Raw genomic sequence first — 12781 nt, forward strand, 5'->3', positions numbered from 1 at the left:
CCTTCATCCCGCACAGTCCTTCCCCGGCTCCAACGGCGGTGCGTTGACGCCCAGATGGGATGTGCAGCGGGGCTTGTTCCCCGCGTCCTGGTGCCAGGAGGCGGGACGCGGGCGGATGAAGACCGCGGCCGTCGCCGCCGCCAGGACGAACAGGCCCGCGCAGCCCATGGCCGCCTTGCCGAACGCCGTGTTCAGCGCGTCGGGATGCGTGTACGCCGTCCCGGAGAGGCCGACCGCCAGCGGCAGCGCGGCGACGACGAGCATCTGGGCCACTCGCGCCGCGGTGTTGTTGACGCCGCTGGCCAGGCCCGCGCGCCCCGCGTCGACCGAGGCGAGCACGGTGGCCGTCAGCGGGGCCACGAACAGGCTCATCCCCAGGCCGAGGACCACGACCGCGGGCAGGACCTCGGTGACGTACGCGGCGCCCGGCTCGATCCGCAGCATCAGGAGCGCGCCCGCGCCCGCGATCAACGGGCCCGCGACCAGCGGCACAGTGGGGCCGATCCGCCGCGACAGATCGCCCGCGGAGGCCGAGAGCAGAAGCATCAGGACCGTGATCGGCAGCGTCGCCGTGCCCGCCTGGAGGGCGTCGTAGCCGAGGGTCGTCTGCAACTGCACCGGCAGCATGAACAGGAGCCCGCCGATGGCCGCGTACAGGCACAGCGTCATGACGTTGGCCGCGCTGAACAGGCGGGAGCGGAAGAGGGAGAGCGGCAGCATCGGGTTGCGGCGGCGGTGCTCGACCACGAGGAAGGCGGCGCCCGCCGCGAGTCCGCCGAGGCCCGGCAGGAGGGCCAGCACCTTGGAGGAGTCGCCCGAGGCGCCGATCAGCGAGAAGCTGATGCCCGCGAGGAAGAGCGCCGCGAGGCAGGCCCCCGTCACGTCGAACGGCTTCTCCGTGGCGCCCTCGGCCCGGCTCTCCGGCACATGACGGACCGCGAAGAGCACCAGCGCGGCCAGCGGCACATTGATCAGGAAGATCCACCGCCAGCCGGGACCGTCGATCAGCCAGCCGCCCAGGAACGGCCCGATCGCGCCCGCGACCCCGCCGAGCCCCGACCAGGCGCCCACCGCACGCGCCTGGTCCTCGGGCCGGAACGACGTACGCACCAGGGCGAGCGAGCCGGGCGTGAGCAGGGCGCCGCCGATGCCTTGCAGGGCCCGCGCGGCGATGAGCATTCCCGCGTCCTGCGCGAGCCCGCACAGGGCGGACGCGAGGGCGAACCACACGACGCCGATGACCAGGGTGCGCCGCCGCCCGATGCGGTCGCCGAGTGCCCCGCCCAGGAGCAGGAGCGCCGAGAGCGTGAGCATGTAGGCGTTGACGACCCACTGGAGGGAGGCGATCGAGGTGTCCAGGTCGCGGCCGAGCGTGGGCAGGGCGACGTTGACGACCGTGCCGTCCAGCATCGCCATGCCGGACGCGAGGACGGCGCAGGCGAGCACCCAGCGGCCCCGCGCGGAGGCCAGCGCCACACCGCCGTCGGCGCTCCGTGCCGCGTCCGCCTTCGACGTGGATGCCATCGCCCCACCCCCTACATGTGCACCGCGCCGCCGTCCGCGTCCGAGTGGACCGGTGCTCCTCTGCGGTAGAGCACGACCGTAACGAGGAGTCCGACCGCGAAGAAGACCGCCGACCACCAGTACGCGGTCGAGTAGCTCTCCATCGCCGACTGGGCCTGCACCTCGGGCGTCGGCTGCTTGCCCACCAGGTAGTTGGCCGCGGCGCTGGTCGCCAGGGAGTTCAGCAGGGCCGTACCGATCGAACCACCCACCTGCTGGCTGGTGTTGACCATCGCCGACGCCACACCCGCGTCATGCGCGGCGACGCCCGCGGTGGCCATGCTCATCGCCGGGGCGAAGACCAGACCGAGGCCGAGACCGGCGACGAGCAGCGGGGGCAGCACGTGGGCCGCGTAGGTGCTGTGCACGTCGAGGGCGGTGAGCCAGGCCATCGCTGCCGCCGCGAGACCCATGCCGAGCGGCACGATCGGTTTCGCGCCGAACCGCGGCACGAGCGAGTTGGTCGTGACGACCGAGATCACCACCATGACGGCGACCATCGGCAGGAAGGCGAGTCCGGTCTTGACCGGCGTGTAGCCGAGGATCTGCTGGAGGTAGTACGTCAGGAACAGGAAGACACCGAACATGCCGGCGCCCGAGATGAACATCGCGAGGAACGACGCCCCGCGGTCCCGGTCGAGCACCACCCGCAGCGGGAGCAGCGGATGCGCGGCCCGCGTCTGCCACCAGGCGAATGCGGCCACCAGGACGGCGCCGACCACAAGGAATCCCCAGGTCTGGACGTCGCCCCAGGCGTGTGTCTCGGCGTTCGAGAAGCCGTAGACGATGCAGAACAGGCCCGCGGAGACGAGCAGGGTGCCGGGGACGTCCAGCTTCGGCCGGTCCGCGGGCCTGCCGCCGTGCAGCAGCCGGGCGCCGCCCAGCATGGCGAGCACGGCGAAGATCAGGTTCACGTACAGGCACCAGCGCCAGTCCAGGTACTCGGTCAGGACGCCGCCGAGGAGCAGTCCGACCGCGCCGCCCGCGCCCGCGATGGCGCCGTAGATACCGAACGCCTTCGCCCGCTCCTTGGGGTCGGTGAACGTCGTGGTGAGCAGGGACAGCGCGGCGGGCGCGAGGAGCGCGCCGAAGACGCCCTGGAGGGCGCGCGCCACCACCAGCATGGTGAAGCTGGTCGAGGCGCCGCCGAGGGCCGAGGCGAGCGCGAAGCCGCCGAGACCGGCGAGGAAGACGACCTTGCGGCCCACCAGGTCGGCGATCCGTCCGCCCAGGAGCAGCAGGCTGCCGAAGGCGAGTGCGTACGCGGTGACGATCCACTGGCGGTTTCCGTCGCTGAACCCGAGGTCCTTCTGGGCCGAGGGCAGCGCGATGTTCACGATCGTCGCGTCGAGGACCACCATCAGCTGGGCGATGCCGACGATGCCCAGGATCAGCCAGCGGTGCTCGTGGCTTCCGCCGCTCTGATGTGGCGGAGAAGCGGAGGCCGAGGCTCCTGCGGTCTGTACCGCATCGAAGGGTTCCGGCGCGGGCGAGCGGTCCATCGGTGCCTCCAGACGGCCCCCCAGCCACACAAGACATCCCCGTCACACGGTAGGCGCGCAGCTCAGAGGCCGCGACCGGGGCCCGGCGGGGCCGGGCCCCGGTGCGGATCCGTCCGGCTGCCGTGGGCCGGCGGTCAGCTCTGCGGCTCGCTGATGTTGACCATCCAGGGGATGCCGAAGCGGTCCGTACACATGCCGAACACGTCGCCCCACATCTGCTTCTCCAGCGGCACGGCCACCGAACCGCCGGCCGAGAGCTTCTCCCAGTAGCCGCGCAGCGCGGAGTCGTCGTCTCCGCTGAGGCTCACCGAGAAGTTGTTCCCCGGCGTGTGGTCCATGCCCGGCGGGGTGTCGGCGCCCATCAGGGTGAAGCCGTTCGGCGCCTCCAGCATGCCGTGCATGATGTTGTCGGCGATCGGGGTGCCCTGCTGGCCGGCCTCGCCGAACGTGTTGAGTGCCAGCTCGCCGCCGAAGACCTCCTTGTAGAACTCCAGAGCCTGGCGGGCATCGCCACCGAAGCTCAGATACGGGTTGAGACGCGCGACCATGAAAACCTCCCGGAACGGGGTGAACGGTCAGTTGCGCGGAGAGTAGCGCGGCGCACCGACAACGGCCCGGCGAGCGTCCGCGCGTCCGTTGTGCCCCTGGAGGACCCCGCTCAGGGCCTTGCGCGCCCTTTGTCGGAGCTGGCCGGTCAATGTCGCACCTGGTTATTCAATCTTCATCAAATCCGGTCCGGCATCCGGACGGGCCTCTTGTGTGCGGACTGTATGCGAAATACGTTCTGCCGTATTCCTTGATCGTCCACGATCAGCCCGGAACCACCCTGGCGGAGGTACCTACCCGTGCGCCGAAAAACGGTTGCCCCGGCGGCAGTTGCCCTGGTGATGTCCATGACGGCGGGCTGCGGCTCCTTGCAGTCCTCGGCCACCGAGGTCGGCGGCGAGCGCATGACCGACGACCGTCCCGTGCGCGACGGCGGCACCCTCACCGTCGCCCTCAACGCCGACCCGGACAAGCTCGATCCGACCCTGGCGCAGACCCTCGTGGGCCGCACCGTCTTCGCCGGGATGTGCGAGAAGCTCTACGACATCGACGAGCACGGGACCGTGATCCCGCAGCTCGCCACCTCCCTGCCCAAGACGTCCAAGGACGGCCGCACCGTCACCTTCGGCCTGCGCAAGGGCCTCAAGTTCAGCGACGGCACGGAGCTGGACGCGGCCGCCGCCGTCACCTCGCTGCTGCGCCACCGCGACCTCGCGGGCTCGGCGCGCGCCACCGAACTCGCCCCGCTCGCAGGGGCGAAGGCGACCGGACCGTACACGGTGGAGCTCACGCTCAAGCAGGCCTACGTGCCCCTCGCGGCCGTCCTCGCGGACCGCTCCGGCATGGTGATGTCGCCCAGCGCGCTCAAGAAGTACGGCAAGAACTTCACCAACCACCCGTCCTGCGTGGGCCCGTTCAAGTACGTGGAGCGCGTCGGCGGCGACCGCATCGTCCTCACCAAGGACCCGAACTACTACGCGGCCGACCAGGTCCACCTGAACAAGGTGATCTACAAGCCGATACCCGACGGCAACGTCCGCTTGGCCAACCTGCGCTCCGGCGACATCCAGGTCGGCGACCAGATGACACCCGTCGACGTGCGCAGCGCGCTCACCGAGCCCGGTCTCCAGCTCTTCAACTCGCCCTCGCTCGGCTACCAAGGCATCGGCTTCAACGTCGGGAACGTCAAAGGCCTGGGGGAGAAACCGGGGCGCGTCGACACGCCTCTGGGGCGTGATCCACGGGTCCGTGAGGCCTTCGAGCTCGCCATCGACCGCGACCTCATCAACAAGGTCGTCTTCCAGGGCATGTACGAACCCGCCTGCGGCCCCGTGTCGCCCGAGTCCGCCATCGCCCCGGGCGTCAAGGCATCCCAGTGCCCCGAGCGGGACGTGGCCAAGGCCAGGCAGCTCTTGAAGGAGGCCGGGGTGAAGACCCCGGTGCGCATCGAGCTGAAGGTGTCCACCACGCCCGAGCACAGCCGCCTGGGGCAGGTCATCCAGGCCATGACCAAGGAGGCGGGGTTCGCCGTCACGCTGCGACCCACGGAGTACGCCACGATGCTCGAAGAGACCGACTCCGGTGACTACGACGCCTTCACCAGCGGCTGGTCGGGACGGCTCGACCCGGACGGCAACATCGCCAGCTTCCTCCAGACGCGCGGCGCGATGAACGCCTACGGACTCTCGGACCCGGCCATCGACCGCCTCGTCGAGCGCGGGCGCACCGAACCCGACCCGGACGAACGCACCAAGATTTACGGCGAGTTGACCGAACGCGCCCATGAGCGGCGCGGGCTCATCTACCTCTACCGCCAGAAGAACTACGTCGTCACGGGCAAGGACGTGGCCGGCGTGCGCGTCTACGGCGACGGCCTGGTCCGCATCACGACTGCGGGGTACACCCGATGAGCCTGAACCCCCTGCGGCTCGGCCCCGCTCACCCGAAGCGGGTGCGCCTGAGCCCCATGACGTCCTATGTGCTCACCCGCGTGCGGCAGTCCCTGATCACGCTCGTCCTGGTCAGCATGGTCGTCTTCGCCGGCATCCGCGCACTGCCCGGCGACCCGGCGCTCGCGCTCGCCGGTGAGGAGCGCAGCCCCGAGGCGCTCGCCGCGATCCGCGAGAGCTACGGCCTCGACGACAACATCGTCGTCCAGTACGGGCGGTTCATCGGACACGCGCTCACCGGCGACCTCGGCACCTCGTCGCGCACCGGCCTCCCCGTCACCGACGCGATCGCGGCGGCCCTGCCCATCACCCTCGAACTGGCCGCGCTCTCGCTGCTGCTGGCGGTCACGGTCGGCATCGGCGCGGGCATCGTCGCCGCCGTCCGCCGTGGCAGGCCGGAGGAGTGGCTGGCCAACGCGCTCGCCCTGCTCGGCCTCTCCATCCCCACCTTCTGGCTCGGCATCGTCCTCGTCCTCGGATTCGCCATCGCCCTGCCGGTCTTCTCCGCCTCCGGATACGTCCCCTTCGCCGCCGACCCGCTCGACAACCTGCGCCGCATGGTGCTGCCCGCGATCGTCCTCGGCTCGGGTCTCGCGGCCGTGGTGATGCGCCAGACACGGGCGGCGATGCTCGACTCGCTCTCCGCCGACTACGTGCGCACCGCGCGGGCCAAGGGGCTTTCGCGGCGCGAGGTCATCGGCGGGCACGCGTTGCGCAACTCCCTGGTGACGGTCGTGACCGTGCTCGGGCTCCAGCTCGGCCACCTCATCTCCGGCGCCGTCGTCACCGAGCAGATCTTCGTCCTGCCCGGCTTCGGCAAGCTCACCATCGACGCCGTGTTCACCCGCGACTACGCGACCCTGCAAGGCGTGGTGCTGTGCACATCCGCCGCGTACATCCTCATCAACCTGCTGGTCGACGTGGCGTATTCGGTCATCGACCCGCGCATCCGGCTCGGAGGTGCCCGGTGACGACAGCGGTGCTCACAACCCTGGGGCGGATACGTTCCGCGAGGGCGGGCGCGGGCGGCGGCAAGCTGCGCGCCCTGCGCAAGAACCGGCTCGCCATGACCGGCGGCGTCATCGCCGCCGTGTTCATCCTCGTGGCGCTCCTCGCGCCGCTGGTCGCGCCCTACGATCCCGCCCGCCCCGACTTCGCCAACGCCCTTGCCGCGCCCGGCTGGTCGCACTGGCTGGGCACCGACGACCTCGGCCGTGACCAGCTCTCCCGGGTCGTGTACGGGGCGCGGGCGTCCATGCAGGTGGGCGTGTTGGCGGTGGTGCTCGCCTTCGTCGTCGGCGTACCGCTCGGCCTGCTCGCCGGCTACTACGGCAAGTTCACCGACAGCGTCGTCTCGCGGCTCACCGACACGATGCTCGCCTTCCCCTTCCTGGTGCTCGCCGTCGGCCTCGCCGCGGTGCTCGGTCCCTCGCTCACCAACGCGACCATCGCGATCGGGATCTCGCAGATCCCGGCCGTCATCCGCATCACCCGCGCTGAGACGCTGCGGCTGCGGCACGTCGACTACGTGGCGGCGGCCGTCGCCAACGGTGGCGGCGACACCACCGTCCTCTTCCGGCACATCCTGCCCAACGCCACCTCCGCCCTGACCGTCCAGGCGACCGTCGGCATCCCCGCCGCGATCATCGGCGAGGCGCTGCTCAGCTTCCTCGGTCTCGGCGTGCAGCCACCGGACGCGTCGCTCGGCGTGATGCTCTCCGGCGCCCAGTCCTTCCTCGCGCCCGCGCCGTGGATGGCGGTCTTCCCCGGCCTCGCGGTCGTCGCGGCCACCCTGGCGTTCAATCTGCTCGGCGACGGCCTGCGGGACGTCCTGGACCCCCGAGGAGCCACCCGATGACCCAGCCAGTGCTGAGCGTGCGCGACCTGTCCGTCTCCTTCCGGTCGGACACCCGCACCGTGCACGCCGTCGACCATCTCTCGTACGACGTCGCACCGGGCGAAGTGCTCGCGGTCGTCGGCGAGTCGGGGTGCGGCAAGTCCGTCACGGCGATGGCCGTGATGGGGCTCCTGCCGCCCACCGCGCACATCGAGGGATCGATCAGGCTCGGCGGGGCCGAGATCGCCGGAGCGAGCGAGAAGGAGCTCGGGAAGGTCCGCGGCAAGGACATCGCGATGATCTTCCAGGAGCCGATGACCTCGCTGAACCCCGTCCTGACCATCGGCCGGCAGATAGGCGAGGTGCTCCGGCGCCACCAGGGCCTGTCCAAGAAGGAGGCACGCGCGCGTGCCGTCGAACTCCTCGACCTGGTGGGCATCCCGGCCCCCGCCCAGCGCGTCGACGAGTACCCCCACCAACTCAGCGGCGGCATGCGGCAACGCGTCATGATCGCCATCGCGGTCGCCTGCGACCCGTCCGTCCTGATCGCCGACGAGCCGACCACCGCCCTCGACGTCACCGTCCAGGCGGGCATCCTCGAAGTCCTGCAGTCCCTGCGCGAACGGCTCGGCACCGCCATCGTGCTCATCACCCACGACCTGGGCGTGGTGGCCGACACCGCCGACCGGGTCCTGGTCATGTACGCGGGCCGCCCCGTCGAACAGGCCCCGGTGCACGAGCTGTTCGCCGAGCCGCGCCACCCATACACCCGCGGGCTGCTGGGCGCCGTCCTGCGCCCCGGCGGCGAGGGCAAGCGGCGCCTGCCCGAGATCCCCGGCCTGGTGCCGAGCCTCGACGCGCAGCCGGACGCCTGCACCTTCGCCCCGCGCTGTGCGCACGCCGACGAACAGTGCACCTCACGCAGGCCCGCCTTCAAGGCGGTCTCCCTGAGCGCGGGCGCCGACGCCCCGCACCGGGCGGCCTGCTGGCACCCGCGGGGGGACGCCCCCGCGCTCACGCCCACCACCCAGGAGGCCGGACAGTGACCCCGACACCCGTTCTTGAACTGCACGGCCTGGAGCGGCACTTCGCGGGCCCCGGCGGGCTCGTGCGCGCCGCCGACGGTGTCACGATCACCGTCGGCAAGGGCGAAGTCGTGGGACTGGTGGGGGAGTCGGGGAGCGGCAAGTCGACCGTGGGGCGCTGCGCCGTACGGCTGGACGACCCGACCGGCGGCACCATCCGCATCAACGGCAGAGACGTCACCCGCCTCTCGCGCCGCGCCCTGCGGCCGCTGCGCAAGGACTTCCACCTCGTCTTCCAGGACCCCTCGTCCTCGCTCGACCCACGTATGACCGTCGGGCAGATCATCGCCGAACCCCTGCGCCTGCACGGCATCGCCAAGGGGGACGCGGCGCGCGCCCGCGTGGCCGAACTCCTCGCCCAGGTCGGCCTGCGTCCCGAGCACGCCGACCGGCATCCGCACGAACTCTCCGGCGGGCAGCGCCAGCGCATCTCCATCGCCCGCGCGCTCTCCGTCGACCCGGACCTCCTGGTGGCCGACGAGCCGACCTCCGCCCTCGACGTCTCCGTCCAGGCCTCGGTCCTCAACCTCCTCGCCGATCTCCAGCGGGACCGAGGCTTCGGGTGCCTGTTCATCACGCACGACCTGGCCGCCGTGGAGTTCCTCGCCGACCGCATCGCGGTCATGTATCTCGGCCAGATCGTCGAACAGGCCCCGACCGTCGAGCTGTTCGCCGACCCCAAGCACCCGTACACGCAGGCGCTCCTGTCCGCGGCGCCCGTGCCCGACCCGGCCGTTCAGCGCACCCGCGAACGCATCGTCCTCAGCGGCGAACTCCCGAGCCCGCTCGCCCCACCGCCGGGATGCCGCTTCCACACGCGCTGCCCGCTGGCCGTCGACCGCTGCCGCGTCGAGGTGCCCGAGCTGCGCGTGCTTCCCGGCAACGGAGACGGAAACGGCGACGGCGATGGCGACGGCGACAGCCGCCGCGAGGTCTCCTGCCACCTGGTCGCCGACGACGGCACGGCTCCGGACGCGGCCGCCGCCCAGACCCTCCGTACGATCCCCAGTACCCGCACCGCACGCTAGGAGCAGCACACTTGTTCACCACTAGGCCGACCCTCCAAGGCACCTTCGGCATGGTGTCCTCCACCCACTGGCTCGCCTCGCAGTCCGCGATGGCCGTCCTGGAGGACGGCGGCAACGCCTACGACGCGGCCGTCGCCGCGGGTTTCGTCCTGCACGTCGTCGAGCCGCACCTCAACGGTCCGGCGGGCGAGGTGCCGATCATCCTGGCGCCCGCCGACGGGGAGGTGCGTGTCCTGTGCGGGCAGGGCGGCGCGCCCGCCGGAGCGACCGTGGACCACTACCGCTCGCTCGGGCTCGACCTCGTGCCGGGCACCGGCCCGCTCGCCGCCGCCGTGCCGGGCGCCTTCGACGCGTGGATGGTGCTCCTGCGCGACCACGGGACCAAGTCCCTCGCCGACGTCCTCAGGTACGCGATCGGGTACGCCGAGGACGGGCACGCACCCGTGGAGCGCGTCGGCGAGACCGTCGAGACGGTGCGTGAGCTCTTCGAGACCGAATGGCCCTCGTCGGCCGAGGTCTACCTGCCCGGCGGCAACCCCCCGCGCCCCGGCGAACTCCTGCGCAACCCGGCGCTCGCCGCGACCTGGCGCCGCGTCATCGAGGAGGCCGGGGACGGCTCGCGCACCGAGCAGATCGAAGCCGCGCGGAAGATCTGGAGCGAAGGGTTCATCGCCCAGGCGCTGATACGCCAGGCGGCCGTCCCCACGATGGACACCAGCGGATCCCGGCACACCGGAACGCTGACCGCCGCCGACCTCGCCGGATGGGAAGCGACGTACGAGGCCCCGGCGACGTACGACTGGAACGGCTGGACCCTGTGCAAGGCGGGCGGCTGGAGCCAGGGCCCCGCCTTCCTCCAGCAGCTGTCCCTGCTCCCCTCCGCGCTCGCGGACCTGCCCGCGTACGGCTCCGCCGACTACGTGCATCTGCTCATCGAGGGCTGCAAGCTGGCCATGGCCGACCGCGAGGCCTGGTACGGGGACGCGGACGGTCCCGGCACGGTCCCCGTCGCCGACCTGCTCTCCGCGGCGTACAACGACGAGCGGCGCACGCTCATCGGCGAGCGGGCCTCGCACGAGCTGCGCCCCGGGAGCCCCGGCGGACGCACCCCGGAGATCTCCGAGCACGCACGCGCCGTGGCCGCCGGCGAGCCCGGCTTCGACGCGCTCGGACTGCCCGGAGCGGGCGCCGGCGAGCCGACCGTCGCCAAGAGCGGCACCTCACCCGTGCCCGGCGAACCGGCCGTCTCGGCGGACGGCGCCACCCGCGGCGACACCTGCCACCTGGACGTCGTCGACCGCTGGGGCAACATGGTCGCGGCCACGCCGAGCGGTGGCTGGCTGCAGTCCAACCCGGTCGTCCCCGAACTGGGCTTCCCCCTCGGCACCCGCCTCCAGATGGCCTGGCTGGAGGAGGGCCTGCCCAACTCCCTCACGCCGGGCCGCCGTCCGCGCACCACCCTGACGCCGTCCCTCGCGCTCAAGGACGGCGTACCGGTGATGGCCTTCGGTACTCCCGGCGGTGACCAGCAGGACCAGTGGCAGGTGCACTTCTTCCTGGCGGTCGCGCTACGGGATTCGGTGCGCGGAGGCCTCGACCTCCAGGGCGCCATCGACGCCCCGAACTGGCACAACGACAGTTTCCCGGGCTCCTTCTACCCGCGCGGCATGCGTCCGGGAAGCGTCACGGTCGAGTCCCGCATGGACGAGTCGGTCGTCGAGGAGCTGCGGCGGCGCGGGCACGACGTGACGGTCGGCGAGCCCTGGTCGGAGGGGCGGCTGTGCGCGGTGGCGCGCGATCCGCGCACCGGGGTGCTCTCGGCGGCGGCCAACCCGCGGGGGATGCAGGGGTACGCCGTGGGGCGGTAGAGAACGCGGGGAACTGCGCGAGGACGGACCGCGACCCGCGGTCGGCGACGGCGCGAACCCGGCAGCCGCAGCTCCGATGAGCCCTGCGGCAAGGCCGGGTACGCGGCGTCGTGCGCCTCGTACCCGGCCGAAGGCGTGCGTCAGGACCGGCCGCCCGTGCCCTGTCCGTCGAGCGACTCCTCAGCCGACCGCTCCGGCTCCCGCGGGGAAGGCAGCGCCACCGTGGCAGCGGCCTCCCGGCGGCGCGACACGACGCCGCCCACCAGCGCGGCCACCGGCTGGGCGAAGCGTGCGGTCAGCGGGCCGACGATCACGAGGATCAGGACGTACGCGGTGGCCAGCGGGCCGAGCGACGGTTCGATGCCCGCGGTGACGGCGAGTCCCGCGATGACGATGGAGAACTCGCCGCGCGCCACCAGGGCGCCACCCGCCCGCCACCGTCCCTTGACGGAGATCTTGGCGCGGCGGGCCGCCAAGTACCCGGTGGCGATCTTCGTGCACGCCGTCACGACGGCGAGCAGGAGCGCGGGAAGGAGCACCGGCGGAATGCTCGCCGGGTCCGTGTGCAGGCCGAAGAAGACGAAGAAAATGGCGGCGAACAGGTCTCGCAGCGGCGCGAGGAGGCTGTGCGCGCCCTCGGCTGCCTCGCCGGACAGGGCGATGCCGACCAGGAACGCTCCTACGGCGGCGGAGACCTGGAGCTGCTGCGCGATCCCGGCGACCAGGATGGTCAGACCGAGGACGACGAGGAGCAGCTTCTCGGGGTCGTCGCTCGACACGAAGCGCGAGATCACGCGCCCGTAGCGCACGGCGAGGAACAGCACGAGACCGGCGGCCCCGAGCGCGATGGCCAGGGTGAGGCCGCCCGCGGCCCAGCCGACACCGGCCAGCAGGGCGGTGATGATGGGCAGATACACCGCCATGGCCAGGTCTTCGAGGACCAGGATGCTGAGGATGACGGGCGTCTCGCGGTTGCCGAGGCGGCCCAGATCGCCGAGGACCTTCGCGATGACCCCGGACGACGAGATCCAGGTGACACCCGCGAGGACCACGGCGGCTACCGGACCCCACCCCATGAGCAGCGCGGCGATCGCGCCCGGCACGGCGTTGAGCCCCATGTCGACGAGACCGGCCGGGTACTGGGTCTTGAGGTTGCTGACCAGATCGCTGGCGGTGTATTCGAGCCCCAGCATCAGGAGCAGCATGATGACGCCGATCTCGGCGCCGATCGCGACGAACTCCTCACTGGCGCCGAGGGGCAGCAGACCGCCCTCGCCGAACGCGAGCCCGGCGAGAAGGTAGAGCGGGATCGGGGAGAAGCGGAACCGCCCGGCGAACCTGCCGAGCAGCCCGAGCGCGAGAATGATCGCGCCGAATTCGATCAGAAGGACTGCGGAGTGCAT

Annotated in this window: 10 protein-coding genes; 6 read left to right on the forward strand and 4 right to left on the reverse strand. The window is 71.7% G+C overall.

All coding sequences use genetic code 11. From position 1 onward, the window contains the following. Nucleotides 1–3: 3 nt before the first annotated feature. The 3 genes from ACFUPX_RS00375 to ACFUPX_RS00385 all read right to left on the reverse strand — a co-directional run bounded on the left by ACFUPX_RS00375 (nucleotide 4) and on the right by ACFUPX_RS00385 (nucleotide 3613). Nucleotides 4–1524 (reverse strand): MFS transporter, encoded by a 1521-nt coding sequence (locus ACFUPX_RS00375; protein ID WP_383313490.1) that lies wholly within the window; start codon nucleotides 1522–1524, stop codon nucleotides 4–6. An 11-nt stretch (nucleotides 1525–1535) separates the two neighbouring features. Continuing rightward, nucleotides 1536–3065: an MFS transporter gene (locus ACFUPX_RS00380; RefSeq protein WP_383313492.1), complete on the reverse strand. Its 1530-nt coding sequence runs from the start codon at nucleotides 3063–3065 to the stop codon at nucleotides 1536–1538. 134 nt (nucleotides 3066–3199) lie between these two features. Continuing rightward, the gene (locus ACFUPX_RS00385; RefSeq protein WP_383313494.1) at nucleotides 3200–3613 is read right to left on the reverse strand and encodes a VOC family protein; all 414 of its coding nucleotides are present in this window, start codon (nucleotides 3611–3613) and stop codon (nucleotides 3200–3202) included. A gap of 297 nt (nucleotides 3614–3910) precedes the next feature. Between ACFUPX_RS00385 and ACFUPX_RS00390 the strand changes: the two genes are divergently transcribed. From ACFUPX_RS00390 to ACFUPX_RS00415, 6 genes are read left to right on the forward strand one after another with little or no spacing between them, the layout of a single operon-like run. Next, nucleotides 3911–5521 (forward strand): ABC transporter substrate-binding protein, encoded by a 1611-nt coding sequence (locus ACFUPX_RS00390; protein ID WP_383313496.1) that lies wholly within the window; start codon nucleotides 3911–3913, stop codon nucleotides 5519–5521. Nucleotides 5522–5577: 56 nt separating this feature from the next. Continuing rightward, a complete protein-coding gene (locus tag ACFUPX_RS00395) occupies nucleotides 5578–6531 on the forward strand; it encodes an ABC transporter permease (RefSeq protein WP_383313901.1) in 954 nt (317 codons plus the stop codon). A gap of 20 nt (nucleotides 6532–6551) precedes the next feature. Further along, nucleotides 6552–7418 carry an ABC transporter permease gene (locus ACFUPX_RS00400; protein ID WP_383313904.1) on the forward strand — a complete coding sequence of 289 codons (867 nt, stop codon included), beginning with the start codon at nucleotides 6552–6554 and terminating at the stop codon, nucleotides 7416–7418. Then, the gene (locus ACFUPX_RS00405) at nucleotides 7415–8443 is read left to right on the forward strand and encodes an ABC transporter ATP-binding protein (protein ID WP_383313498.1); all 1029 of its coding nucleotides are present in this window, start codon (nucleotides 7415–7417) and stop codon (nucleotides 8441–8443) included. Before ACFUPX_RS00400 ends, ACFUPX_RS00405 begins: the two co-directional genes overlap by 4 nt. Continuing rightward, nucleotides 8440–9510 carry an ABC transporter ATP-binding protein gene (locus tag ACFUPX_RS00410; RefSeq protein ID WP_383313500.1) on the forward strand — a complete coding sequence of 357 codons (1071 nt, stop codon included), beginning with the start codon at nucleotides 8440–8442 and terminating at the stop codon, nucleotides 9508–9510. The genes ACFUPX_RS00405 and ACFUPX_RS00410 overlap by 4 nt, the downstream gene beginning before the upstream one ends. An 11-nt stretch (nucleotides 9511–9521) precedes the next feature. After that, complete coding sequence (locus tag ACFUPX_RS00415; RefSeq protein WP_383313502.1) at nucleotides 9522–11378, forward strand: gamma-glutamyltransferase family protein; 1857 nt, start codon at nucleotides 9522–9524, stop codon at nucleotides 11376–11378. A gap of 140 nt (nucleotides 11379–11518) precedes the next feature. Here the strand turns inward: ACFUPX_RS00415 and ACFUPX_RS00420 are convergent, their stop codons facing one another. After that, complete coding sequence (locus tag ACFUPX_RS00420) at nucleotides 11519–12781, reverse strand: cation:proton antiporter (protein ID WP_383313504.1); 1263 nt, start codon at nucleotides 12779–12781, stop codon at nucleotides 11519–11521.

The organism is Streptomyces sp. NPDC057302 (assembly GCF_042667685.1).
In the GTDB taxonomy this organism is placed as follows: domain Bacteria; phylum Actinomycetota; class Actinomycetes; order Streptomycetales; family Streptomycetaceae; genus Streptomyces.